The sequence below is a fragment of the Streptomyces sp. NPDC001890 genome, from assembly GCF_042891445.1.
Taxonomy (GTDB): Bacteria; Actinomycetota; Actinomycetes; order Streptomycetales; family Streptomycetaceae; genus Streptomyces.
On sequence record NZ_JBIATE010000015.1, the window covers coordinates 31,621 to 56,058 of the forward strand.

22 protein-coding genes and 2 pseudogenes are annotated in these 24,438 nt (G+C 68.8%); 15 read left to right on the top strand and 9 right to left on the bottom strand.

The window, feature by feature from the left end:
* Positions 1-364: 364 nt before the first annotated feature.
* Positions 365-479, bottom strand: a pseudogene (locus ACFYY1_RS28885) (transposase family protein); the annotation flags it as partial.
* A gap of 16 nt (positions 480-495) precedes the next feature.
* Entirely contained in the window at positions 496-1,062 is a 567-nt protein-coding gene (locus ACFYY1_RS28890) for a hypothetical protein (RefSeq protein ID WP_388590803.1), read from the bottom strand.
* Positions 1,063-1,734: 672 nt separating this feature from the next.
* Between ACFYY1_RS28890 and ACFYY1_RS28895 the strand changes: the two genes are divergently transcribed.
* Positions 1,735-1,926 (top strand): hypothetical protein, encoded by a 192-nt coding sequence (locus ACFYY1_RS28895; protein WP_388590804.1) that lies wholly within the window; start codon positions 1,735-1,737, stop codon positions 1,924-1,926.
* A gap of 286 nt (positions 1,927-2,212) precedes the next feature.
* On the opposite strand, the gene ACFYY1_RS28900 is transcribed toward ACFYY1_RS28895, so the two are convergent.
* The 4 genes from ACFYY1_RS28900 to ACFYY1_RS28915 all read right to left on the bottom strand — a co-directional run bounded on the left by ACFYY1_RS28900 (position 2,213) and on the right by ACFYY1_RS28915 (position 5,832).
* A complete protein-coding gene (locus tag ACFYY1_RS28900; protein WP_388590805.1) occupies positions 2,213-2,680 on the bottom strand; it encodes a hypothetical protein in 468 nt (155 codons plus the stop codon).
* Positions 2,681-3,228: 548 nt separating this feature from the next.
* Positions 3,229-4,098 (bottom strand): MBL fold metallo-hydrolase, encoded by an 870-nt coding sequence (locus ACFYY1_RS28905; RefSeq protein ID WP_388590807.1) that lies wholly within the window; start codon positions 4,096-4,098, stop codon positions 3,229-3,231.
* Positions 4,099-4,712: 614 nt separating this feature from the next.
* A complete protein-coding gene (locus tag ACFYY1_RS28910) occupies positions 4,713-5,075 on the bottom strand; it encodes a peptidase inhibitor family I36 protein (protein ID WP_388590809.1) in 363 nt (120 codons plus the stop codon).
* Between the two features lie 196 nt (positions 5,076-5,271).
* The gene (locus tag ACFYY1_RS28915; protein WP_388590811.1) at positions 5,272-5,832 is read right to left on the bottom strand and encodes an SUKH-4 family immunity protein; all 561 of its coding nucleotides are present in this window, start codon (positions 5,830-5,832) and stop codon (positions 5,272-5,274) included.
* Positions 5,833-6,129: 297 nt separating this feature from the next.
* On the opposite strand from ACFYY1_RS28915, the gene ACFYY1_RS28920 reads away from it, so the two are divergent.
* The 11 genes and pseudogenes from ACFYY1_RS28920 to ACFYY1_RS28970 all read left to right on the top strand — a co-directional run bounded on the left by ACFYY1_RS28920 (position 6,130) and on the right by ACFYY1_RS28970 (position 16,596).
* Positions 6,130-7,332, top strand: a complete 1,203-nt coding sequence (locus ACFYY1_RS28920) for a hypothetical protein (RefSeq protein WP_388590812.1) — start codon at positions 6,130-6,132, stop codon at positions 7,330-7,332.
* Between the two features lie 720 nt (positions 7,333-8,052).
* A complete protein-coding gene (locus ACFYY1_RS28925; RefSeq protein ID WP_388590814.1) occupies positions 8,053-8,466 on the top strand; it encodes a hypothetical protein in 414 nt (137 codons plus the stop codon).
* A 163-nt stretch (positions 8,467-8,629) separates the two neighbouring features.
* Entirely contained in the window at positions 8,630-9,046 is a 417-nt protein-coding gene (locus tag ACFYY1_RS28930; RefSeq protein WP_388590816.1) for an SsgA family sporulation/cell division regulator, read from the top strand.
* A 438-nt stretch (positions 9,047-9,484) separates the two neighbouring features.
* A complete protein-coding gene (locus ACFYY1_RS28935; protein ID WP_388590818.1) occupies positions 9,485-10,570 on the top strand; it encodes a hypothetical protein in 1,086 nt (361 codons plus the stop codon).
* A 242-nt stretch (positions 10,571-10,812) separates the two neighbouring features.
* Positions 10,813-11,358 carry a DoxX family protein gene (locus ACFYY1_RS28940; RefSeq protein ID WP_388590820.1) on the top strand — a complete coding sequence of 182 codons (546 nt, stop codon included), beginning with the start codon at positions 10,813-10,815 and terminating at the stop codon, positions 11,356-11,358.
* A 75-nt stretch (positions 11,359-11,433) separates the two neighbouring features.
* Complete coding sequence (locus tag ACFYY1_RS28945) at positions 11,434-11,817, top strand: hypothetical protein (protein WP_388590822.1); 384 nt, start codon at positions 11,434-11,436, stop codon at positions 11,815-11,817.
* The gene (locus ACFYY1_RS28950; RefSeq protein WP_388590824.1) at positions 11,814-12,455 is read left to right on the top strand and encodes a nucleotidyltransferase domain-containing protein; all 642 of its coding nucleotides are present in this window, start codon (positions 11,814-11,816) and stop codon (positions 12,453-12,455) included. Before ACFYY1_RS28945 ends, ACFYY1_RS28950 begins: the two co-directional genes overlap by 4 nt.
* Positions 12,456-12,621: 166 nt before the next feature.
* The gene (locus ACFYY1_RS28955) at positions 12,622-13,284 is read left to right on the top strand and encodes a hypothetical protein (protein WP_388590826.1); all 663 of its coding nucleotides are present in this window, start codon (positions 12,622-12,624) and stop codon (positions 13,282-13,284) included.
* Positions 13,285-14,210: 926 nt separating this feature from the next.
* A pseudogene (locus tag ACFYY1_RS28960) lies at positions 14,211-14,576 on the top strand (site-specific integrase); the annotation flags it as partial.
* Positions 14,577-14,752: 176 nt separating this feature from the next.
* Positions 14,753-15,058 carry a helix-turn-helix domain-containing protein gene (locus ACFYY1_RS28965; protein ID WP_388591069.1) on the top strand — a complete coding sequence of 102 codons (306 nt, stop codon included), beginning with the start codon at positions 14,753-14,755 and terminating at the stop codon, positions 15,056-15,058.
* The gene (locus ACFYY1_RS28970) at positions 15,055-16,596 is read left to right on the top strand and encodes a hypothetical protein (RefSeq protein WP_388590827.1); all 1,542 of its coding nucleotides are present in this window, start codon (positions 15,055-15,057) and stop codon (positions 16,594-16,596) included. Before ACFYY1_RS28965 ends, ACFYY1_RS28970 begins: the two co-directional genes overlap by 4 nt.
* Positions 16,597-16,670: 74 nt before the next feature.
* Here ACFYY1_RS28970 and ACFYY1_RS28975 read toward each other — a convergent pair whose 3' ends face one another.
* Positions 16,671-17,612, bottom strand: a complete 942-nt coding sequence (locus tag ACFYY1_RS28975) for an alpha/beta fold hydrolase (protein WP_388590828.1) — start codon at positions 17,610-17,612, stop codon at positions 16,671-16,673.
* 116 nt (positions 17,613-17,728) lie between these two features.
* On the opposite strand from ACFYY1_RS28975, the gene ACFYY1_RS28980 reads away from it, so the two are divergent.
* Positions 17,729-18,709, top strand: a complete 981-nt coding sequence (locus tag ACFYY1_RS28980) for a helix-turn-helix transcriptional regulator (protein WP_388590829.1) — start codon at positions 17,729-17,731, stop codon at positions 18,707-18,709.
* 72 nt (positions 18,710-18,781) lie between these two features.
* On the opposite strand, the gene ACFYY1_RS28985 is transcribed toward ACFYY1_RS28980, so the two are convergent.
* A complete protein-coding gene (locus ACFYY1_RS28985) occupies positions 18,782-19,396 on the bottom strand; it encodes a YdeI family protein (RefSeq protein ID WP_388590830.1) in 615 nt (204 codons plus the stop codon).
* Positions 19,397-20,154: 758 nt separating this feature from the next.
* Between ACFYY1_RS28985 and ACFYY1_RS28990 the strand changes: the two genes are divergently transcribed.
* Both ACFYY1_RS28990 and ACFYY1_RS28995 read left to right on the top strand, forming a co-directional pair.
* Positions 20,155-20,712 carry an ArsR/SmtB family transcription factor gene (locus ACFYY1_RS28990; RefSeq protein WP_388590831.1) on the top strand — a complete coding sequence of 186 codons (558 nt, stop codon included), beginning with the start codon at positions 20,155-20,157 and terminating at the stop codon, positions 20,710-20,712.
* Positions 20,709-22,004, top strand: a complete 1,296-nt coding sequence (locus ACFYY1_RS28995) for an MFS transporter (protein ID WP_388590832.1) — start codon at positions 20,709-20,711, stop codon at positions 22,002-22,004. Before ACFYY1_RS28990 ends, ACFYY1_RS28995 begins: the two co-directional genes overlap by 4 nt.
* Positions 22,005-22,473: 469 nt before the next feature.
* Here the strand turns inward: ACFYY1_RS28995 and ACFYY1_RS29000 are convergent, their stop codons facing one another.
* A complete protein-coding gene (locus ACFYY1_RS29000) occupies positions 22,474-23,925 on the bottom strand; it encodes an amidase (protein ID WP_388590833.1) in 1,452 nt (483 codons plus the stop codon).
* Positions 23,926-24,438: the final 513 nt, after the last annotated feature.

Sequence of the window (24,438 nt, forward strand, 5' to 3'; positions counted from 1 at the left end):
ACTGGGTAGCACTGCTGGGTATTCGCCGTACGTGGGGGCGGCCTTCGTCTGATCCTGTGCTCCGACCGAGGTGCACGTGACCACGACGAAGGCCGTGAGGGTGAGTCTGCTGTCCGATGCTGTCCGGCGGGCAGCGTTCGCGGGAGCGTCACGCTTCAGGGGAGAGTTCTACGAGTGTCTGACCGCCCGGCGACCCGTGTTCCCAAACCCCCGAGAAGCCAGCCCCGGACGGCCGCCCGGCGCCAAGAACAAGCACCGGGCACCCCGCTACGACGTCGGCAGAACCGTCAAACGTCCCGAGACCCTCAAGGCCATCGGCAAGCCCGGAAGGTCTTGGCAGCTGAAGGACAAGCTGAGCGCCGGAGGGGCGGCGGGGCGGCTCGATCGCCAGAAGCGGTCGCAACCGCTGGATCACTCGACATACGGTGGGTGGTGAGCAGCCGAACCAGCGGGGCGCACTGCCGCATCCGCAGCCCGGTGGACGGGGAGGTCTTCTCAGATCCCGGTGGGCTGCCTTTTCGGATGCCAGTCCGCCTCGCCCCAGTTGTGGTCCACGAAGCTATCGGGAACCTGCCCGCAGGGCGCGTAGACGCTGATGAACAGGGTTGTGGTCGAGTCGTTCCACCGCACGTCGATCTGGTCGCCGCCTTCCGGTTCCTCGAATCGGAAGCCCAGTTCGCGGAGGTTCGTTCCCGCACGGTCGCCTTCGAGGGTGAGTTTCCAGCCCTTCTGTACCAGTTGCTGGCGCACGCGCCGCTGCGCGTCCCGGGCTGCGGCTTCGGGGACGCCGGGCACGCTCCAATCGAGACCGAAGCTGCGGACATCGCTTCGTGCTCTGTCGATGTGGGCGATGCCCCTCAGCCCGCGGTAGTAGCAGCCACTGGTATCGAACTCGCTGGTGTCCGCTGCGTACTTCTCAGGCAGTGCGAAGCCGTCGTACACCTCGTCGGACCTTGCCTTGAGTCGTTGCGCGACCGCGTCGGGGTCGGCCGAAGGGTACGGGGCGCCGTTCCACACGGCGTTCCCCGCCACCGCGGCGGCGGCCAGCAGCGTTACCGTCACAAGTCCTATAACGGCACACAGGACGGGCCGCCCGGAGACTTGTGTTCTGCGTACAGGGCTCTTGGACATGCGTGTGACGGTAGATGTCGACGTGGTGTGCCGCGTGAGTAGCCGTACTCGTGTGTCCTGAGGCGTTACTCAACCGTGCGGGGCCGTACTCTCCTCACCGAGGCACGCACCCGTGTCAACGCGCTGGGTGTGCCGACGTTGGATGCCTGGACGAGGGGCGACCCCACGACGCTGCGCTGGTATCGATCGGGCGATGGGCTTCGCCGAGAGCGGATCCGGCGTTGCTGGCACGGTTCGTGAAGTTGCGGGTGGTCGAGCCGGAGAAAACGTTCTGGCGCCGCCGCATCCAGGTGTGCCATCAGAATGGTGCTGACGGGCTCCGCTGGCTGGACCACGGCTCGGAAAGCGGACTGGTGAGTGACGACGCCGGGTCGATCCGGGCAGGACGCTTGAGTTGGAGCAAGGCTGCTGGTCGTCGGCCTGGACGGCTACTGCTCCCTGGCGAAGCCGCCGGTGCCGGCTTTGGCGAGGACGTTGAATCTGCCGGAGCGCCCGTCCGCATAGGATGCGCTCCACGAACCGGTCGTACGGGTGAGGGGTTGGGGACTGAAGGTGTTCGGGGGCAGAAAAAAGGAGGGCGGGCTGCCGAAGATCCCGCGGAGCGTGGATCCACGGCGAGCCCGTGCCCTGCCGGTTCCGGCCGAGGCTCAGGCCGACGCGCGCATGTTCATGCTGGGTGGCGACACCCTCCGGGCGCTCAAGGTGATCTTGGACGCCACGGACTACGACCTGCGCCAGGCCCGGGACATCGTGTATGCGCTGGTCTACGACATCGAGGTGCCGAGGGAGAGCTGAGCCGAAGCGCGACCCACACGGATCCGGATGCCCTCCGTGATCGTCGAGGTGAGGCTTGGGCCAGGTGATCAGAGGTCGGGTTCGAGAGCTGATATCCGTTTCTGGGTGAGGTTGGGGCAAGGCTGCTGGTCTCGGAGCTTCCGTCGGCTACTGCTTCCTGATGAAGCTCCGGCGTCGACCTCGGTGAGGACGTCGAGCTTGACGAGGCGTTTCAGCTCGGCGCATGCGCCGGGGGGAGCGCGTCCGTCCCGCACCGCTCAGTGCGGGACGGACGCATCGCGCGATGTCAGCTGCAGAGATGGCCCCATGCATTGTTGGGACGCCAGGTCTTCTCGCCGACGGACGCACCTTTCCAGCTGAACGTCGCCACCACGCTGAAACTCTGCCCAGGCCAGGCGCACGGGTTGACGGTGCTGGTGCCGGCCAAGTCCTCGGTGCCGTGCCAGCCGTCGTAGTCCTTCGCGGAACGCACCGTCACATAGCCACCGCTGCTGCTGGTGCGTTGAAGCTTCACGTTGGTGACCTTGACCTGGTAGCTGCCGCCACCAGCGACGTCGGTGATCTTCGCCCGCGCCCGGTAGGTGTTGGCTGCCTCGTCCCACCAGACGGTGGCGCAGCGCTTGACTGCGGTGCCGTAGCAGTGCCAGTCGCTTGCCGCGGATGCGGACGACGGAGTGAAGACGACCGACGCACCCAGTGCCCCGGCAACCACCACGCCAGCAGTGCCGAACCGGCCCGCACGCTTGAGCCCCATGATTCCCCCTTTTGATCTGCCGGTGTTTTCGAGAGGGACCTTATCCAGCAAGTCAGAGCAACAGCCGGGGCGAGCAAGGCGGTTGCGCTGCTGTGACGAAGTCAGCGCATCTGCGACAAGATCAGCCGACTCCTGATACTCAACGCGCCCCGGTGCCCCGTCGCCCCACCGCCGAAGCGGCGGATACGCCCCAGCAACTCCAGTGGTCCGGGCCAAGATGGCACGTCGCAGTGCTGGCACTGGAGGCCGCGCCCCCGGAACAGGGCAAAGGTCGCCTCGGGCAGCCGCTCAGCTTGTCGTCCAGCGCTTGCCGAGCGCGAAGTGGTCCACCCTCAGCGCCCGGACTGCACACATCACGGACCGGTCGACCCTCATACCGAGATGATCTCCGGCCACGGAATTCTTGCCCGCGCCACGTTCGCGTGTACGCCGACCCCCTGGAAGGCAACCCCGTGGCCGGCCCAACGCCGAGGCGTGCCGGGCGGGGTTTGGAGAGGGGCCGGTGGCCGCAGGGTGACAACGCCGTCCTTCAGCTCGGACGGCCGCCGTCACGCCGAGATGAACGGTTCCGTCAGATGCGACGCCGCCAGGTGCAGCGTGGTGGCGGCTTCGCGGCCGAGCATGCGCTCCCTTGAGCGCCTGGCTGCCTCGGGGTCGCTCTCGTGCGAGTAGGCGAGCTCCGGGTGGAGCAGCTGGAGTGCGTGCACCAGGAGGTCGCCGGTGACGAGTGCCAGTTCGCGCCCGTCGGCGACCAGCACGCTCTGGTGCCCGGGTGTGTGACCGGGCGTGGCGACCGCGCGCCCGGTGCGAAGCGGCGTGTCCCCGTCGAGGAGCCGGAGCCGACCGGCCGCCGCGAGCGGGTCGGTGAGGGTCTCGCGAAGCTGCGGGTTGAGCGTGTCGAGGGCGTCGAACTCGGCTCGCTGGAGCAGGTATTCGGCGTTCGGGAAATAGGGGCGGCGGCTGCTCGTCGTGTCGCCGACCGAAGCGTTGCCGTCCACCGCGCCGCCCGCTGAGGGGACGGCCGTCTCGCTCACGACCGCCCATCCGACGTGGTCGGTGTGCAGATGCGTGAGCACCACGGTGTCGACTTCGGCCGGGTCGATGCCCGCGGCGGCGAGCGACTCGGGGAGCACACCGGGCACGGGCGCCCACGAGCCGGCCGGGCCGTCCGCAGGCCCGATCCCGGCGTCCACGACGGTGAGCCCCTTGTCACCGCGGATCGCGTACGCGCGGAACTGGACCCGCCAGCGGCCCTCGGCGTCGACTGCTCCCGGGTCGTAGCGGTCGGCCTCGGCCCACTGAGCAGCCGTGGCCTCGGGGAAGGCCTCGGCGCGCGGGGAGAAGAACGGTCCCTCGCCGTCGGCGAGGGCGATGATCTCGGTCGAGCCGATCCGGAGACGGGGGACATTGAGCGGCATGGTCGCGATCCTGCCACGCCTGGATCCACGCCCAACTGCCATTCAGGCATCTGTAGTACGGAGATGTGGTCCAGCAGCAGCGTCGCGACGGGTTCCTGGAGCGGCGAGGGAGGGACACCGAGCCGTGGCAGGACGTGGGCGTCGTCGCGGAGAACCTCGTTGGTCGTCAGGTGGACGACCGGCCGCCGGCGTCGGTGGCGGCCGACGAGGTCGGCGGGGGGCTGGAACTGCTTCGAGGCGCTGCGGCGGTGAGCACGTGGAACTCCCGCCGGGCGGCGTGCTGTCCTTGCTCGGCTGGTGCCGGGAGCGCGGTTACGAGAGGCCGCGGTCCCGGCACGGGCGAAGCGGCTGGCTGTGCCGGATCAAAGACACCTGACCGTGCCGAGGAAGCACATCGAACACCAGGTGGGAGCGCGGCGGAGGGTACGCAGACCCCGGGCGGCCGTCAGGCAGGTGCTGACGGGGGTGTGCTCGCTGTGGGCGGACGACTCCGACGGCGCGCCCCGCACGGCGTTCGGGTGGCCTGACCACCCATGGGAACGCGGCCCTGACACGTCACGCGGGTCTATGCCCGGCCTGTGCCGACGATGAGCATGGACTGGGCGGAGAGCCTGTCAGGTAACGCAGCGCCACGTGGTCTCGGGCAGCAGAGAGAACACAGTGAATTTACCGAAGCTGACGAACTCGCCGGGGTGGACCACCTTCTTCGTCCCTCCGTAGTTCCGGTTCGACCACACGCACCAGTCGGTCTGGGTCCTGTTCTGCATTGTTTCGCCGCCGTCCGGCAGGCCGGCACGGCCAGTGTCATCGGCACCGTTCACGAACCGGGCCATGCGCGAGCTTGACGGACCGTCCTCCCACAAACAGAAGTTGTTGGCTGGGCAGGACGCCGCAGCGCTCTCCGTAGCCGTCAGGGGAATCAGGGTGATCGCGGCGGTGAGTACCATCGCCATGCGGCGCGTGATCGTTGCAAGCAAGCGCAACTCCTCCTCCTGTTACCGGGTGATCCCGATGTTCCCGAAAGGCCGCGCACCGCACAATCACCCACAAGAGCGAGCACGGCGAAAGAAACGTGGCGCGCTGAGAGGACGTCAGCGCTCCAACCACGCTCCTACGGGCATGGTGACCTGCGCAAACGCCCGGCACGGGCCTGGTAGGTCTGCCGGGTCGAGTTCAGTAGAGCCAGCGGTCCAGGAGCCCCGGCCAGAGAAACCCCTCGTAGCCGTTGAAGGCCGCGGGGTCGACCTCCTTCAGTTCCTCGGCCAGCCGGTTCAGTTCGGCGAAAGCCTGTTCCTCCTCCTCTTCGGAGAGGTACTCCTCGGGGCCGTCCGGCTCGCTGAGAAGCTCCGAGGCGGTGACGCGGCTGCCGTAACGGTGCAGGACGTCAAGCCACACATCGACACCCGAGTTGGCGAACCATGCCTGCCCGTCCGGCATGACGAAGTAGACCGCCCCCGTCTCCGGCTCGACACCGAACGATGACCGCTCGGCCGGCGTACTGGGGTCGGTGTCCTCCGTGAGGCAGTAGAGCGGGCCGCGGGACGTGAGCAGGACCGGATCAGCCTCGCTCTGCATCACGACCCGCTCGATGAGGCGCGGAGCCACCGGGATGCCCACCTCGACGAGCTGTGCCTTCATGAAGCCCGGGATCCGCCAGTTGGCCACCACGCCCCGTCCGGCTCGCGTGACATGCCCCGGACCGGCCCACTCGGTCAGCTGGTCGTACGTCGCCATCGAACGGTCCTCTTCCGCCGGCTGCGGTCCTGACCCTACCGAGCCGACCTCAGGTCAAGACACGGCCGCACTTTCAGGACAGCCCTTGGCGGTGGAGCCGGCTCAGGCTCGGTGACGGCGAGGGCACAGCCGGTGCCGACATCAAGGCGGGGCTCATGGTGTTCGGTAGGTGCGATCGCAAGGCGGAGAAGGCGCCGGACGCACAACCGTTCGGGATCGGCAGGAGTCTAGCGACCGGAAGACTGTCCTCTTGGAAGCCACCGTCCGTTCACCCACGTCCCAACAGAGGATCCCTCTATGCCGATATCCCGGCACAACCGTCACGCCTCTCGTTGCGCTGTCGCCGCCCTCGGCGCTGCCGGCCTGATCGCACTGGCCGCGGCTCCCGCCGCCTTCGGCGATGAAACCGCACCCGAGTTGGTCATTGGAGGCATCGCGCCGGTCAGCGGGGTGAAACCTGGAAGCAGCTTCGATGTGTCGGCAACCGTGGCGAACAAGGGCACCGGGTCGGCCGAGAAGGTGTGGGTCTCCTACGGCGTCACCCGAGGACTCGACTTCGAGGAGGTTCCCTCCAACTGCCGGACACAGCACGTCTGGCCCTACGACGAGATGCCCGAGAGATGGATCGCGGTGTGTGCGTTCGACCAAGTGGTGGAGCCGGGCACCGTCTACACGCCCGAGAGGCCCCTCCGCGTCGAGGCACTGGACCGCGCGCTCTACGACGAGCTGCGAGTGAATGTCTGGGGCGTCGATCCCGGAGCGGACGAGAACGGCACCGAGCCGGTGGCGGGAACCGCGCCCGCGGTGAAACTGGTCGAGGGACAGGCCGGGAGCGAGGGGACCGCACGAGTGGTCAATGTGCCCGTCAGCTCCGTCAACACGGCCGACTACCAGGTGACGGGTGCCGCGCTGAAGGGAAGCGTCGGTGACACGGTGAAGATGAAGGTGAAGTTCATCAACGCCGGGCCCGCCTGGATCCTGACCAAACCGGGGGAACGGTCCGTCAGCGTCATGATCACGCCGCCCGCCGGAACGTCGGTCGTCAAGCGCGGCAAGTTCTGCCGGGCCGAGGGCAAGGCGTACGTCTGCGGCATGCGGTCGCTGAACGAGGGCAGCCAGGAGACCTACACCTTCGAGCTGAAGATCGACAAGCGGGTGGCGAACGCCAAGGGCCAGGTGGCCCTGAGCACCGAGCCACGGCCGTTCGACCCCGACAAGGCCAACGACAAGGCCGACATCACGCTGGACGTCACGGGTGGGGAGCCGACCGGCTCGACGGGCGGCTCGGCCAATGTCTCGGGCGGCTCGGGCGGCTCGGGCGGCTCGGCCGGCGGGTCGTCGACGGCCGGCGACGACGGGACCACGGCGAACGGCGGCGGCACCCTGGCAGAGACCGGCTCCTCGACGCTGCCGATCACGGGCGCGGCTGCCGCGGCAGTGGTCACGGGTGCGGGCACGCTCCTCGTCGTGCGCCGCCGCCGGGCCCAGAGCCGGGGCTGACGACCGTCCGGCGTGAGCGGTAGTACCCGTCGCGGGCCGCTGGTCCGGGACCTCCGCGCTGCCTCGATCGGTGGCTCCTCGGGCGGTTCCAGGGTTCCGAACAGACACCGGTGCGACCGGGCAGCTGCTTCGGGAGTCCGTCGCAACGGACGCGGGCTGCATGACGGCTGTGGCCTGCATCGGCACAGCGGCCCGTGCGACAGCGGCCACAACGGTTCGTCGGAGGTCGGCGACCACGCTGCAGACCGCCTGCCGATCCGAGTGTGCGTCCGGGGTCGTCCGGTAGACCGCGCCGAGCCCTTCATTGCCGCTCCGGGGCCAGATCCCGCGGCTGTTCGGCGGGATCTGAACGCATGGCCCTGCGGTTCGGTGGAGTCGGCGCCCCTGTAAGCCCTGGGCAAACAGGCCGGACCGCTGTTTCCCGCCCGGCTGTCCGGTTTCCGGAAGGCTCAGCCCCCGCCTGGTTCGGGTTGTCCGTCACAGCGGATCGAGCCCAGTGGCGCCTGGTGAGAAGACCCTCGGCCGCCGCCCCGGAACCGGCTCGCAACATCGGGTTCCGCGTGAATATTCCGACGCAACGGCTCTTCGGCGCGTGGTGGACCTCACTCGCCAGATGTAGTTCATCGTTCAACCATTCGGGGTTAGTGTCTTCACTGCCAGCAAGGCAAACACGCGCTAACTCGCCCATGTGCATCACAGGGTGGAGAAAGAGGGGAAATCATGACAAGCAGCATCGTTCGTCGGACTGTCGTCGCGATCGCCTCGACCGCCATCGCCGCAGCCGGGCTTCTCGCCACCGGTGGCACCGCCTCGGCGGCGACGCACCCGAGCAGCACCCAGCCGGGCGCCGTATCCACCACCGTCCGGATCACCGACCACCACGACGGGGGCCGGCACAACCACGACGGGGACCGGCACGGCGCATTCTGCGGCCGGGGCAGCGACGGCCGTGGCCACTGGAAGCAGGACCGCGATGGGGGCCGCCACTGGATCCGGTACGACGACCGCCACGGCTACCAGGCACGGATCGACGTAGACCGCCGTCAGTGGGTCCTCGACCAGATCCGCTGGGCCGAGGACCACGGGCACACCTACTGGGGCAGCCTGGAGCACCACGACCGTTCACACCGCTGAGAATCGCGGGCATCAGGGCCATCACCGCCCGGTCCGCCGTACACCGACGGGCAAGTGACACGGCGCGAATCGCATGCGGGCGGGCATCCCAGGACAGTGTGGGCGCCGCGATCACTGTCACCACAGGCCAGGCGCCGCCCCGGCCCCGAACCAAGACAAAGCCATGATCACTTGCGTAGACGGCATGCTCGACATGGAGCTCGTGTCGCCCCTGGGCACACGGTTTCCGGTACCGGCCCACCTGCTCTACAGGTCCCAGGACCCGCTGGTGGTGGAGTTCCTCTTCCATGACCTCGTCCGAGGGCCCGTGCCCTGGGTCATCTCACGCGAGCTGCTCGCCCGGGGAATGCTGGCACCCAGTGGAGAGGGCGACGTGCGGGTACGGCCGACCGGGACCGGCCCGGACGCCCTCCTGCACGTTCTCCTGACTTCTCCGGGCGGCTCCGCCCACCTCGTCACGCCGCTCCCGGCCCTCAAGCACTGGCTGCTGCGCACGTACCAGCTGGTGCCCGCCGCCCAGGAGGCCGAGGCGCTGGACCTCGACGGCCACCTCGACCGGTTCCTGAACGGGGCGTCCTGAACGGGGCGTCTTGAACGTACCCGGCACGAGGGCCGGGCCCGGGTGGGACTCCTCCGAATGCCCGGGACTGCCCGGGACTGCCCGGGACTCCCTGCACCGGGACCGCAATCGTGCCGGGTCTCTGTCGTACGGCAGCGACCCGATCATCGCGGCGAGGACATCACCGTTCAGAACCACAGGACCGCAAGGCTGCCGAGCGCTCCGCGAAGGGGTGCGTCGGGGGCCGTCGATCGAATGAGCGGCGCAGCGCCGTCGCGGATGAAGGATGAGGCAGGAGCCGGAAACATGACAGCACACGTCCTTGCGCGAGGTCAGGCCCTCGCTGTGTGGTGGCGGGACTCGGGCCGGGCCTGGTGGCCGCCGCGAGTCGTCCGGTCGGTACGGCCTGCGGCGATACGGTCCACGACTGTACGGCCTGCGGCGACGCGGTCCGCGACGGTGCGGCCGGCGGCGGTACGGACCGTCAAGGTCCTGATCGCGGCCCTCCTGGCCTGGCAGGCCGCTTCGTGGTGGCTGCCGGGGGAACAGCGGTATCTCGCCGTGGCCACCGCGCTGGCCATGGCCAGCGCTCCCAACGTCTACCGGTCGGTGACGCAGGCGTTGCGCAGTGTGGGTGCCCGTGCGGCCGGACTGGCGGTGGCCGTGGGCGTGGTGTGGCTGCTGGGTCCGGCCGCGGGGAGTGCCGCCGCCATTCCGGCGATCGCGCTGGTCGTGGCCGGGCGCCGGGGTTCGGACGGCCGTGTGCAGGTCGCTTCGACGGCGGTGCTGGCTCTGGCCGCGGCGACGGCCGTTCCCGTGGGTCACGTGGTCTCGCTGACGCTTGCGGCGTTGACCGGGGCCGTGGTGGGGGTCGCGGTGAACGCCCTCGTCCTGCCGCCCGTGCACCTGGGCGCCTCCGGTTCCGCGGTGCGCGGCCTGGCCGTGGCCATGGGGGAACTGCTCGTCGACATGGGCCGTGGGCTCAGGGAGCGGCAGCACGCCGACCGCGCGGACACCTGGCTGGAGAGGGGCCGGCGCCTGGAGGACCTGGCGGTGCGGGCTTACGAGGACGTCCGTGAGAGTCAGGAGAGCCTGCGCTGGAACACGCGGTGCGTCGCGGTACGCGGACGACGCGAGCCGTCGGGCCACGGCGAGACCCTGCGCGCTCTGCACCGGATCACCTTCCAGGTCCGCGGCATCGCCCGGACGCTGGCCGACACCGTCGACGACCACCGCCTGGGGCAGATGTTCCTCGACCGCTACGCGGCGACCCTGGAGGCGGCGGGCGAGGCGGTGGCGTACTTCGCCGCCCCCGGCCCCGCCGACGGCCCGGCCCGGGACGACGCCCGCGAGCGACTGCGCCGGGCCATCGACGACGCCGCCCAGTGGCACACGATGATGACCGGCGAGATCGAGCACGGCACCCTGACCGAGCCGGGCGCCTGGCACGTCTACGGATCACTGATGACCGACGCCGAACGCCTGCTCGCCGACCTCGACCGCGCACCCCGCCCCGCCGAGGCCCCGCAGACCTCCCACCCGTAGGCAGAAACAACCCCCGGACGCCGGACGCCGGGACGCCGGGACGTCGGGACGTCGGGACGTCGGGGCGTCGGGACGCCTGGACGCCTGGACGCCCGGTCGCTGCGGCAAGGCCGCTGACTGCGCCCGCGGTGCGGTGCCGATGCCACCTGAAGTACTTGAAACTTCACGCATCGGCTATCGTGAAACGGATGCTTGAACTCTCAAGTAAGCCTTCTCGTTCTTCTCAGAAAGATCCGTTCACCATGGCTTCCACTCTCACCCGTTCCCTCGATTCCCACTCCGGCGTCACCGAGGGCACCTCGCCGCACGCCTACGACGTCGGGCTGCTGATCATCCGCGTCGCCCTCGGGCTGACCGTCGCAGCCCACGGTGCGCAGAAGCTGTTCGGCTGGTTCGGCGGCGGAGGTCTCAAGGGCACCGGCCAGTTCTTCACGATGAGCGGCTACCCCTCGGGCGAGACGATGGCCGCCATCGCCGGACTGAGCGAGGTCCTCGGCGGGCTCGGCCTGGTGCTCGGCCTGCTGACGCCACTCGCCGGCGCCGCCGTCCTCGGCACCATGATCAACGCCCTGGCCGTCAAGTGGGGCGGCGGCTTCTTCGCTCCGCAGGGCGTCGAGTACGAAGTCCTGCTGGCCGCCGGTGCCGCCGGACTCGCCCTCACCGGGCCGGGCAGGATCGCCATCGACCGATTCCTGCCCGGACTGCGTGCACACCGGCTCGCATACGGGGCCGCCGCCGTGGCACTCGCCGTGGTGCTCGCCGGCCTCGTCCTGCTCATCCGCAACTGAGCGCCGCCGCTGCCCGCAGCGCCTCCTCCAGCCGGAGCACCCAGCTCGCAAAGCGACAGCCAAGACATCTGAGGGGTGCCCGGCCCTCTCGGTGTCGCAGGCCCGGCAGGAAAGAACGGCAAGGACGGCAAGAGCGCTCAGCCCGTCACGGTGTCCGCCACGGCTGCCGTGCGGCCGTCGGAGAGGCGGCTGCACGCGCTGTGCCTCGACCCGTCCCTGACGGGCTGTCGGGCCGTTCTCCTGCCGCTGCCGTGCCCATCCCTGCTGGTCGGCGAGGAAGCGGTGCGCGCCGGCGTCCAGCAGTGCGCCCGGAACATGGGTACGTGCGTGCATCGCGAGGTTCAGCAGGGCGCCGGCCGCGGTGCGATCGCCGGCGGCGTACGGCTCCAGGTCCTGCGGGTCTCCGTCATCGATCACGGCCAAGGGGCCTTCGAGCCCACTGATAGGTTCCTTCGGTGAGCGAGCAACTGCCCAGTGGTGGCATCGAGCTGTCACCCGACGAGATCGAAGCCCTGGACTCCAGGTGGTCGTCCTGCTGGACACCGAGCGAGGTCGCGCAGCGGTTGGCCGGGATCGGTACACCCTGGTACGTGGCCGCAGGCTGGGCGCTGGACCTGTTCCGCGGCAGGCAGACGCGCGTTCACGGGGACATCGAGGTCGCGATTCCGGCAGCGAGTTTCCCCGAGGTCCGCTGCCGCTTCCCCGGATACGTCTTCGACGCGGTGGGCAGCGGCCGGATCTGGGAGGACGCCACACCGGAGGCGCTGGCCGCCGTACATCAGACGTGGCTCCGCGATCCGGCCACCGGTGACTACCTCCTCGACGTGTTCCGCGAACCGCATGACGGCGACACCTGGATCTGCCGCCGCGATGAGAGGATCCGGTTCCCTTACAGCGACGTCATCCACCACACCCAGGACGGCATTCCGTATCTGGCACCCGAACTGGTCCTGCTGTTCAAGGCCAAGCACGCCCGCCGGAAGGACCAAACAGACTTCGACGCGACCGTTCCGCACATGACACCTGCTCAGCGCGAGACCCTGGCCGGGCTACTCGCCCGCGTACACCCGGGGCATCCCTGGCTCACGGACCTGTAGCCCCCGCTTCAGTTCGGTTTCCGGCCGAAGGGCACAAGTTCGAAGAGACGCTTGGAACGTCGGCACAGCTGTTGACGCCAAGCCGGTGATCCTCAGCTCCAGCACAACCGCTGGAGTGGACGGCATGCAGGCGGCCCGTGTCACAGGCCACCCGTAGCCTCTCGCCATGCAGACAACTCTGATGATCTACGACGGCACCGCACCGGCCGATTCCGACGTCCCGCGTACCGGGGGCGTGCCGCTGGCTCCTGCAGGATTCATCTGGCCCATGTGCGGCTCCTACTGCGGAGGGCCGCTGCAGTTCTTCGCCCATCTCCCCGTCGAGGACGGTGTCCTGTCGGTATTCGTGTGCCAGAACGACCCCGGCGCATGTGAATCCTGGGACGCGACTTCGGGCGCGAACCGGGTCTGTCTGTTTCCCCGGGAGGAGCTGCAGCCGGTGGCCGTGCCCGAGACGGGAGTGACGCTGCTGCCCGTCACCTCAGCCATCCGTACCCACGTCGTGACACTTGAGCCCGAAGAGATCGACGACCACGACGACCACGACGACCTCAAACCTGACGCATACGATCTTGCCCGTTCGGGGTGGAAGCGGGAACCCGAAGAACGATTCGGGAAGCAACGCGAAGTGCTCGGGTCGCTCGGAGGCAGCCCCTCCTACCTTGAGGACGACCGCCGGCCCGCATGCCCCTCCTGCACCGGCACGATGGAATTCGCCGCACATCTGGAGGAAGGGATCTCCGCGCAGACCGCGATGAACCTCGGCGGCCAGCTGGGCTATGTCTTCGTCTGCCGCGCCTGCCGTGAAGGCGCCTTCCTCACGGACTGAGCACACCGCACCGCAGCCGATGCTCCGTCAGCCGCCCACCAGGGCCGACGGACCCTCGGCGCACGATCTGACACGGATGTTCCAACCGCCGCCAATTGCACCGGATGCGAACTCGCGATGGTCGGTGAATCTCCCGAGGAAGCAAGGGCAATCGTGCTGCGGACCTGCGGACTTGAGCGTGGTCTCGGGCAGTGACGATACCCGCGTCTCGGACCTCATCGCGGTCTACGTAGGGGGTTGACCTGGGGCTCCTCCGGCGAGTCGCATAGGATCCGGTTTTCTCGCATCTGATGCGAGTCGCGGAGGGTGGTGAATCGGTGGGGTTCAACGGGTAGATACCGGGGGCAGCCGGGCTGCACCTGGTCGACGGGGTCGCCTTGCTGCGGCCCGAGGAACAGGTCTTCACGGCGATGCTGACTGGGTTCGCCAACCAGCAGCTCGCCCGAAATCTGGCCCGAACGACTGTCGAGGGCCGGGAGAACACGGTCAAGGCGTTCGCGGCCTACGTGAACACCTATCCCTGGTTCTGGACGCCGGCGATGGTCGACGAGTGGCTCGGGGACCTGCGTTCACTGCGGGACCTGAAGCGCTCCACGATCCGCTCGTACGCGGAGGCCGTGCGGGCGTTCTGCCACTTCATCACCGATCCGCTCTATGAGTGGACGGCCACCTGTGAGGAGCGGTTCGGGACCCACCCGGTTCAGGTGGTGCACGAGTGGAACACCGCGGTGCATGTCCAGGACAACGAGGCGGACGCCAAGAAGCGCGCGTTCACCAAGGCCGAGCTGCACGCCTTCTTCGCGCACTGCGACGACGAGGTCGCCCGCATCCGGGCCTTCGGCCGCAAGGGCTGGCTGCCCGCCTTCCGCGACGCGACGCTGTTCAAGACCGCCTACGCCTTCGGGACGCGGCGCAACGAGACTCGGATGCTCGACGCCGCCGACTTCGGCCGCAACCCGCACGGCGGCGAGTTCGGCGAGTACGGCCGCTGCCAGGTCCGGTTCGGCAAGGCCAAGAAGGGCTCGCCGCCCAAACGCCGCGGGGTTCTGACCGTCTTTGACTGGACCCCGGACGTCCTGGCCGAGTGGTTCACCGAGGTCCGCCCGCTGTTCGGCACCGACAACAACCCGGCAGCCTGGCCCTCCGAGCGGGGCCTGCGCATCGGCTGCCAGCGCCTCAACTCCCGCTTCATCGCCTACCGCAAGGCCCTCGGCCTGGACGACGGGCTCGACTTTCACTCCTTCCGCAGGTCCTACGTCACCCACCTGATCGAGGACGGCTGGGACCCGCGCTTCGTCCAGGAGCAGGTCGGCCACGAACACGCCAGCACCACCTCGCTCTACACCTGCGTGTCCTCTGACTTCCGTACCCGCACCCTGCGGCGGCATCTGGACTCCACCATCGCCGCCGCCCTCCAGACCCAGACCGGGAGGCAAGCACGAAACGCAAGGTCGGCTACACCTGGCGACTGCGCGAGGTCATGGCCCAGCACCAGATCTTCACGGCCACCGAACTGGTGCCGCTGTTGCGCGAACGCGGCATCGACCTCTCCGCCTCCCAGGTGCACCGTCTGGTCTCCGGCACCCCTGAACGCCTGTCGTTGCAGGTCATGGCCGCGCTCTGCGACATCCTGTCCTGCACCCCGGCCGACCTGGTGGCCACCACCGCCGAGAACGCCGGCGTCCGCAAGACCGCCACCAGCGACCTTCCTACCCCGCCTTCGAACGTCGCGAAGCTCCGCCCCCGCGCGGCCCGCATCCTGCCCGACGCATGACCCGCCCCTACGCCACCGACGAACAGTACGAGCGCTGGTTCATGGCCGATTGCTGCCGATGCGGTCTCCGCAGGCACAAGGCCGGCACCTGGCCGGACGGATACGTCTGCCGGACCTGTTCGGACCGAGCTGTCCGGACACGGGGGATCTGCCCGGGATGCGGCGAGGACCGGGCTCTTCCTGGGCTCCGTCCTGGTGACGGGGCCGCGATCTGCACCACCTGCGCCGGCTTCTCCCAGACCTTCGACTGCTCACGCTGCGGCTTCGAGGGCAAGCTCCTGCGCGGCCGGCTCTGCGAACGCTGCACGCTCACCGACCGGCTCACCGCACTCCTCGACGACGGCACGGGCCGCGTCCGTCCCCCGCTGGTCCCACTGTTGGACCTGCTGGTGACGATGGACAAGCCCGGAAGCGGACTGGCCTGGCTGGACATGCGTCGCGGGCAGCTGGGAAACGCCTCGCAGCTGCTTCGTCGACTCGGCCTGGGCGAGATTCCGCTGACCCACGATGCGTTCCACGAACTCCAGCCCTGGCGGGCAGCCTCCCACCTGGAAGAACTCCTCATGGCCTGCGGAGTCCTGCCCGCGGTCGACAAGCACATCTGTTCTTTCCAGCGCTGGCTCCCCGGCCATCTCTCCGACATCGCCGAACCCGAGCACACCAAGACGATCAAGCTCTTCGCGACCTGGCACGTCCTCCCCGGACTACGAGCCCGAGCCGAGCGGAGCCACATCACACCCAGCATCCGCCGCTTCGCCAGCGAACAGATCAAGTACGCGACCGCCTTCCTGCAATGGCTCGGCAAGCGGAACACCACCCTCGCGTCGTGCAGCCAGGTCGACATCGACGCCTGGTTCGCCGAGAACGCCGAGCACGCCCGCACCCGGCTGAGAGGCTTCCTCAACTGGGCCATGCAGAGCCGTCACTGCCGACGTTCCTTGACCATCCCCACAATGAAGATCTCCCGCCGGCCCGCACTGAGCGAAGACGAACGCCTCGCCGCCCTGGGCAGACTTCTGATCGACACGGAGATACCGATGCGACTCCGCGTCGCCGGAGTCATCGTTCTTCTCTACGCACAACCGCTGAGCCGCGTCGTCCGGCTCACCCTTGACGACGTCATCCGCGAGGGCGACGCCGTGCTGCTACGACTCGGTGAGCCACCCTCGCCCGTCCCGGCGCCCGTCTCCGCCCTGCGGCTGGAGCACATCACGAACCGCGGCAACATGAACACCGCGACCAACCCGACGTCCCGCTGGCTCTTCCCCGGCCGCCGGACCGGCCAGCCGCTCGGCCCCAACCACCTGTCCGCGCTCCTGAACGAGGTCGGAATCCCAATCGCCGCCGCCCGCGGCGCCGCCATCCGACAGCAACTCCTCGAACTGCCCGCACCTGTCGTCGCGGACGCTCTCGGCTACCACGACAAGACCACCAGTCGCCTCCGCAACGAGACCGGCGGCACCTGGAGCCGATACGCCGCCGGAGACCACGGGAGGTCACCGGTCGGCTGGGCACCCAAAACAACCGGCGAGAGTTGAATGCGCGAGCCCATTTGTCATCGGTGTGATGCGAGAACTCGGCCTTCAGGTGATACGAACCGGATCACAGGACACTAGCCCTGCCGTTCCAGCCATTCCGAAATCACCTGGTTGGTTTCTTCTGGCATTTCCTCCTGGATCCAGTGACCGCAGTCCAGGCCGACCACTTCCACGTTGGGCACGAACTCTGCCAGTCTTTCGAACCTCGGGATCGCGAAGTCCTGGTCGCCGTAGATCATGAGGGCGGGCTGCTTGATGATCGGGTCCGCGTCCGCCAGCTGGTGCCAGTTGCGGTCGAGGTTCCTGTACCAGTTGATGCCGCCCGTGAATCCAGACGTCTCGAACGCGGAGACGTAGACGGCCAGATCACTGTCACTCATGATGGGCTCACCGAGTGGTGTTTCCGCCTTGGCGAGGTTGATAAATGCCATGCCCGGCTCAGGGGGTGCGGGGGGCACGTTCTTCCGGTAGAGGTTGCGGAGGAACTGGGAGGTGTTGGCATCAAATGCGGCGTCTGCGACGCCCGGCTGCCGGTTGAAGTGGACGAAGTAGAAGTCGCCGCCGAGGAAGGTTTCCATGACCTCGATCCACGGCGTTTCTCCGCGCTCCTGGTAAGGCAGGCTCAGGTTGATCAGCTTGTTCACCCGGTCGGGGTGCAACAGGGTCAGTCCCCAGACGACGAACGCACCCCAGTCATGGCCGACGAAGGTGGCGTCCTCGTAGCCATAGTGGTCCAGGAGCGCGACGAGGTCACCCGTCAGGTGTTCGATGTCGTAGTCCGTCACCTCGGTCGGGCGGGATGAGTTGCCATAACCCCGCTGGTTCGGTGCGATGACGTGGTAGCCAGCCGCTGCGAGGACGGGCATCAGGTGACGCCAGGAGAAGGCGTGCTCCGGCCAGCCGTGGCAGAGCACGATGGGCTTGCCCTTGTTTTCTCGGCCTGCCTCGAAGACTTCGAGCTCCACACCGTTGACCTGGATGAGGGTGGGCTCGGGAAATTCTGCTGGATTGATCACTGCTTTTCCTCTCTGGGGGCGTTCGCTGGCGGTCGACCTCCTCGATGAGGTCATGTCGCCAGCTTGCTCCCCAAACCGGTCACCTCATGACCGGTTTTTTTGAGAGTTTTGTCTGTATGCGATCCGATCGGCTGGTGGCCATACTCCTCTTGCTCCAACGGCGCGAGCAGGTGACAGCCGCAGAGGTCTCCCGAGAGCTGGGCGTCTCCGAGCGCACCGCCCGCCGTGACCTCGACGCCCTGGCCATGGCCGGGGTGCCCGTGTACTCCGTGCAGGGCCGAGGCGGCGGCTGGCGCCTCGTGGGCGGCGCTCGTACCGACCTGTCCGGGTTGACCGCCAGTGAGGCACGCGCCCTGTTCCTGGCTGTCGGTCCGGCCTCGGATGCGACGCCGGCGATGAAAGCAGCTCTGCGTAAGCTCGTCCATGCTCTACCGAAGCCCTTCCAGGTGCAGGCCGAGGCAGCGGCGGCGTCGCTGGTCGTAGACCCGCAGCGATGGGGGGCGAGCCGGATCGAGCACCGGCCGCCTCGCTTCCTCGACGAACTCCAGGACGCGGTGATCAGCGGCGTCCAGGTGTCGCTCGGCTACGTCGACAGCAAAGGCGTCGAAACCCGGAGAACCGTCCACCCGCTGGGCATCGTCGCCAAAGGTCCTGCGTGGTACCTCGTCTCCAACACCGAGACCGGCCGACGGATCTTCCGGATCGACCGCGTGTCGTCCGCCGACCCGACCGGCGACCCTGTGCACCGACCCGGGGACTTCGACCTTGCCGAGAGCTGGAATGAGATCGCCAAAGAGGTCGATCGCAAACGAACGCCGCTGGAGGTCCAGGCGGTATGCACACCCGACGGGATAGGCATACTCCGGATGGCGCTCGGCGACCGGCTCGACGTGGGAGGTTCCACGACCGATGGCCGCATCGAGGTCGTGATCCGCGGCCCCAATGAGTACATCCTCGCCGGCGAGCTCTCCGGGCTGGTCGAATGGGTCGAGGTGACCGGCCCTCCGGGGGTCCGAGACCACCTGGCCTCGATCGGCAACGCCCTCGTCGAACGATACGGCCGGCCGCGCACCAGCGGAGACCTTCACCCGTCGTGAAGCGGACGAGGCAGGGCTTCGAGAACAGTTCCGCTCAATAGGCTGGGTTTGTCCGTTCCGGCAGGAGCCCGTTCACGACGCCGGCGGGTCCGCTGGCCTGGCTCTCTGCGGGTGGATCGTCTCGTGCCGGGCCAGCATCGCCACGCACTCGGCGATCTTCCGGGTTCGCGTCTCGGCCCGCTTGACGGCATTGACCCGGCTGATGAGGGAGAAGCGGTTGGTCTTGGTGAGTACCTCGAACATCGCCTGCGCCGCTGGGTCGGCGGCGATTGCGACGCGCAGGTCGGCCGGCACCTCCGCTTCCGATGACGGCGCATAGGCGGCCGTCCACCGCCCGTCGGCCTTCGCGGCGTCGACCGCGGCGCGGCCGGCGGGCTGCATCAGGCCGGCCGCCTCCAACCGGGCCACGTTGGCGACGTTGCGCTGGGACCAGACGCTGCGGGGCCGGCGCGGGGTGAACCGCCGCCAGGAGCTCTCCTCGTCGCGCTTGCGGGCCTGCCCGTCGATCCAGCCGAAGCACAGTGCCTCGTCGACCGCCTGCTGCCAGGTCAGCGTGGTAACGGTGCCGCCCTTCCTGGTCAGGGCGAGCCACACGCCAGGAGAGGCGGTGTGGTTGTCCAGCAGCCACGCGCGCAGCGCCGCGCCGTCGGCAACGATCAACTCATCCAGCTCGGTTCCGGTCACCACCGCAGGTTAGTGCCGCAACCAGGTGTTGCGACCTGTCGGGGTGACTCGTTGAGCCCGCGGCGTCGATGTCGGCCTGGCTCGCCCTCGCCGACGCCACCGTGAAGAACGGCTGCCCTCTCCGGTCAGCTCAACGACCTCGGCGTCCCCACAGCCGCCGCCCGGACCGGAGCGATCCGCCACAGTGGGTCCTGGAGATGCCCGCCCCGTCGTCGACGCCCTCGGCTACCACGACGTCATCGCGACCCGCCTCGCATCCGAGGTCGGAGAAGACTGGAGTCGCTACGCCGACGACCACGTACGGTCACCAGCAGGCTGGGCCCCAGGCGGAACTGGCGACAGTTGAATAGGCGAGCCCACCAGCATCAGCCCCCGAGAACGCTGCCTCGGCTCAGGATCGCTCTCAGCGAAGAATCACACTGCTCGAATCCTCCCCCGTCCGCTGGTCGTCGTGGCGTGGGGGGGGCGAGATCGCGTCTCTCTCGCTCGCGCCAAGGTTGCGCCTCTCGGTGGCACCCGTACTGCAGCTCGGCGTTTCGAGTGGGGCTGGGGCTGGGGCTGGAGCCGCTCACGCAGGTCGGTCTCCTCGGGGTGAGGGAGTTTCCAGGACGGCGGATGCGTACGGGTTCGGGCCGCGATGGCTTCGGCTTCGGCAGCGGGTGGGGGCCTTGGCAGAAGGTCTCGCGCGCCGGACGGCAGATTCCGGAAGTCCCCGCGAAACCCCCTTGCCCAATGGTCAAGAATCATTGACCATTGCTCGCATGCCTACCGATGATGTTCCCGAGACGTTCCACGTCACGACTGACGAGCAGCTGCGCGCCGTCTCCAATCTCACGCGTCACCGGATCATGGCCGTGCTCCGCTTCGAGCCCGCGACGATCACACAGATCGCCGAGCGGGTGGGCCTTGCGAAGGGAAGTTCCAGCTATCACGTACGACTGCTGGAGCGGGCCGGCCTGGTGAAGGTGGTGCGGACGCGGAAGGTCCGGGGGGTCACCGAGCGGTACTACGCGATGGCGGCGCGGGCGATCGAGCTGCCGGACCCGGGCGAGGGAGGCCCTGATGTGCTGATGCGGCATGCGGTGGCGGACCTGGAGGCATCGCCGGTCGATGGCGAGCGGCACGTACGGATGGCGCATCTGCGCCTCACCGAGGAGCAGTTCGCTGAGCTGGGGGCACGGCTGCAGGCACTGGCGGACGAGTACCGGGAGCTGTCCGATCCGTCGCTGCCGGACACGTCACTCGTCTTCGCGCTGTTCCACCCGGCATCGCGCAAGCAGGCCGGAGGGGTCGAAGGGGACGAAGGGGACGCCAAGTGACCTCAGAGGTTCGGAAGCCGCCGACCGGATTCGGGCGGCTGTGGACCGCGCAGACGGTGTCCTCGCTCGGTGACGGGGTGACGCATGCCGCGCTGCCACTGCTCGCGCTGACGTTGACGCGGGACCCGATGGCGCTCGCCGTCGTCACGGCCGCCGGAACACTGCCGTGGCTGCTCTTCGGGGTGCTCGGCGGTGCGCTGGTGGACCGCTGGGACCGCCGGCGCACGATGTGGGTCGCGGACGCGGCACGTGCGGTGCTGCTCGCGATACCGGCGGCGGCGGCCGCGCTCGACGTGCTGAGCATTCCACTGCTCGCGACCGTCGCCTTCCTCCTCGGCCTCGGCGGGCTCTTCTTCGACACGGCCGCCACTGCCTATCTGCCGGATCTGCTCGGCCGCGACCCCGCGCTCCTGGAGCACGCCAACTCCCGCCTGCGCGGCACCCAGACCGCCGCGTCCGGCTTCGCGGGGCCGCCCGCGGGCAGTGCCCTGCTCGCGCTCGGGCGGGCGGTTCCGCTGCTCGCCGACGCGGTGTCGTTCGCCCTCTCCGCACTGCTCGTACGGTCGCTGCCCGCCGCACCCCGGCCCGTACCGCAGGCCCGCGAGTCGCTGCTGCGGCAGGCGCGGGCCGGCGCCTCGTACGTATTCCGGGATCAGTTGCTGCTCGGGCTCGCGCTGCGTCCGGCGGTCGGGAACGTCGCCTTCCTCGCCGTGGAGACCGTACTCGCCCTCTTCGCGCACGACCGTCTCGGCATCGGCACCTTCGGCTTCGGCCTGCTCCTCACGGCGGAGGCCACCGGCGGTCTGCTCGGCGCGGGCATCGCCTCCTTCCTCGGCCGACGACTCGGCACCGGCACCGCGCTGACCTGCACGGCCGCAGTCGAGGGACTCGCCATCCTGGGCCTGGCCGCCGCCCCGAACCCGTACGTCGCCGGCCTCGCGCTCGCCGTCTGCGGTGCGGGCATGGGCGCCACGATGGTGCTCGGCCCCTCCCTCCGGCAGGCGATCGTCCCCGCCCACCTGATGGGCCGGGTCGCCTCCACCTCCCGCATGCTCGCCATGTGCGCCGCCCCGTTCGGCGCCTTCCTCGGCGGCTGGCTGGCCACCACCTATGACGTACGCACCCCGCTCTACACCGCTGCCGGCCTCCTCCTCACCATGACCACCGTCACGGCCACTATGACCAGCAACCGCCGGGTCGAAGCGGCGCTGCGTGCCGCCGCCCCGGCCGCTGATCCAGATCATCCGGATCATCCGGAATCCCGGGATCCCGTTCAGGAGCGTGCCACTTAGGGCTCCGCGAGGTCGTCGAGCCGGCACACGGCAGGCCTGAGGGCTGTCCGAGTCGGCGGGGACCCAGGTCTCCTCGCCTCCGGCGGCCTGGTGGGTCTTGGAGTACGCGACCCACTCGGCCACGCCGCCGTCGTCGTCGACCTCCGGGTCCTCGATGAGGAGGTCGACGAGCTGCTCTGGTCGACCCCTGCCGGCGGCTGATGAACCGGACTCGACGCCCAGCGCGGCAGCGATCCGCTTGAACGTCAGCAGCGGTTTGCCCGTACTGCTGCGACGTCGTCGGCGCGGCCCTCGGGCACTTCGGTCAGGCCCATGGTCTCCCGCCGGCGTGCGAACACGATCCGGCTGTCGGGGCGACTGGACAGCCGGCACGGCCCGTCCCGCGTGCCAGGCCGCGAGTGTCGGGACCAGGCCCCAGCCCTCGCTCGTCATCCGCACCTCGTCCCCGGCGGACACCCGGTAGTACGCCCTACTTCGGTGCCTGGAAGCCGCCGATCTTCTGTTCGAGCAGTTCGGCCAGCCGCAGGGGGGTGCGGTCCTCGAACATCGGACCGATGAGCTGGACTCCCACCGGCAGGCCATCGGAGGCCCGGCCCGCTGGTATCGCGGTGGCGGGCAGGCCGGGCATGGTGGCCAGACCGGCCCAGACGAGCTGGTCGAAGTACGGGTACCCGACGCCGTCGATGTCGAGCCGGCGTTCCAGCGGATCGGGGTTGTGGTCGTGCGGGAACGCGGGAGTCGGCGTGATCGGACACACCACGGCATCGAACTCGGCGAAGAGCTGCCGCCAGCCGTGGCGGTGGAGCTCGCGACGGCTGTTCGCCTCGATCCAGTCGCGGTGGCTGAACACCATCCCGCGCAGCCGCGCCGCGTCGAGACTCCGGTCGTCTGCGCTCAGTCCGGCGGCGCGGGCCCGCAGCTGCTCGTACGCCTCGACGGGAAAACGTGCGACAAAGCCCGAGAACAGCAACTGCGTGTAGAGCAGGGCGGCTTCGGTCAGATCGGGCAGCAGCGAAGTGTGCCGTTCGACGCGGGCGCCGCCGTCGGCAAGAGCGTCGGCCACCCGGTTCACGCCCGCCCGCACAGCGGACCCGGTCGGGATGAGCGGATGCTCGTCGACGATCAGGACCCGGAAGTCGCAGAGCCGCCGGTGGCGCGCGGGCGGCAGCGTCACGTCGTACGCCTTGCCGAGCGTCAGTGGGTCCGGTCCGGCCATGACGTCGAGCAGGAGCGCGAGGTCGCGGGCAGTGCGCGCCATCGGGCCGACGACGGCGAGGTCGAGGTCGACCGGCAAAGGCGGTGCCGGCGGCGCGACCATGCCGCGGGTTGCCGCCAGTCCGAGTGTCGGCTTGTGTGCATGGATGCCGCAGAAATGCGCGGGGGTGCGCAGCGAACCGGCGAGGTCGGAGCCGATGGACAGCGCGCCGAATCCGGATGCCAGGGCCGCCGCTGATCCGCCGGAGGATCCGCCCGACGTGCGACCGTGATCCCACGGATTGTTGGTGGTGCCGTAGATCTCGTTGAAGCTCTGGATGTCTTGCAGCCCCAAGGGCACATTGGTCTTGCCCAGCACCACCGCGCCCGCGGCCTTGAGCCGAGACACCTGTACCGCGTCCTCGGCCGGCACATGGTCCCGGTGTTGTGACATGCCCCAGGTCGTGGGCAGCCCAGCCATGTTGTAGGACTCCTTGACCGTCACCGGAATACCGAGCAGCGGCCGGACCTCACCGCGGGCGCGCGCCCGGTCGGCACCGCGCGCGGCGGCCCGCGCACGGTCGAAGTCCGGCACACAGATCGCGTTGATCACCTTGTCGTCGCGCTCGATGCGGGCAATCGCCTCATCGGTCAGTTCCTCCGAGGTCACTTCACCGGCACGCAACGCGACCGCCAACTCTTCGGCCGTCCGAAAACTCCACTCCATGAATCCGACCGTATTGGCCTCTGAGGAAGGGCACGAAATGCCGCTTCGCGCAACGGGACAGATTTGTCAACTCATCATGCTGCTCTCCGGGCACAGAGAATTCGCCCGACCGCTGGCCATGGCGACGCGCGGCGGCCTGGAACGCCTACGGAGATGGTCACGACGGAGGTGCCCCAGCGCCCCCATCGATGGCGATATGACACGGCATCCACCCCGACCCACGATTGCCGCGCACCGTGATTCTCATGAATGACCAGTTACGAGAGTTCTGCGACCACCCCGGAGCCGATACCGATCCGCAGGTCGCCATTCGCGCAGACCCTGCTCAAAACCCGCGTGTTGTGCGAGACAGTTCTGACGGACTTCCGGGGTGGACCTGACGCCCGATCAAGCCACGAACGCGGTAGAACGAAGCGAATGTTTGAAATGCGAGGCCCCGCAGGCAGCGCCTGCCGGACTCGCAGCGGGAAGTGCGCGGCGCAGTACCACACCGCCCCCTTCATCCTCGTGCCC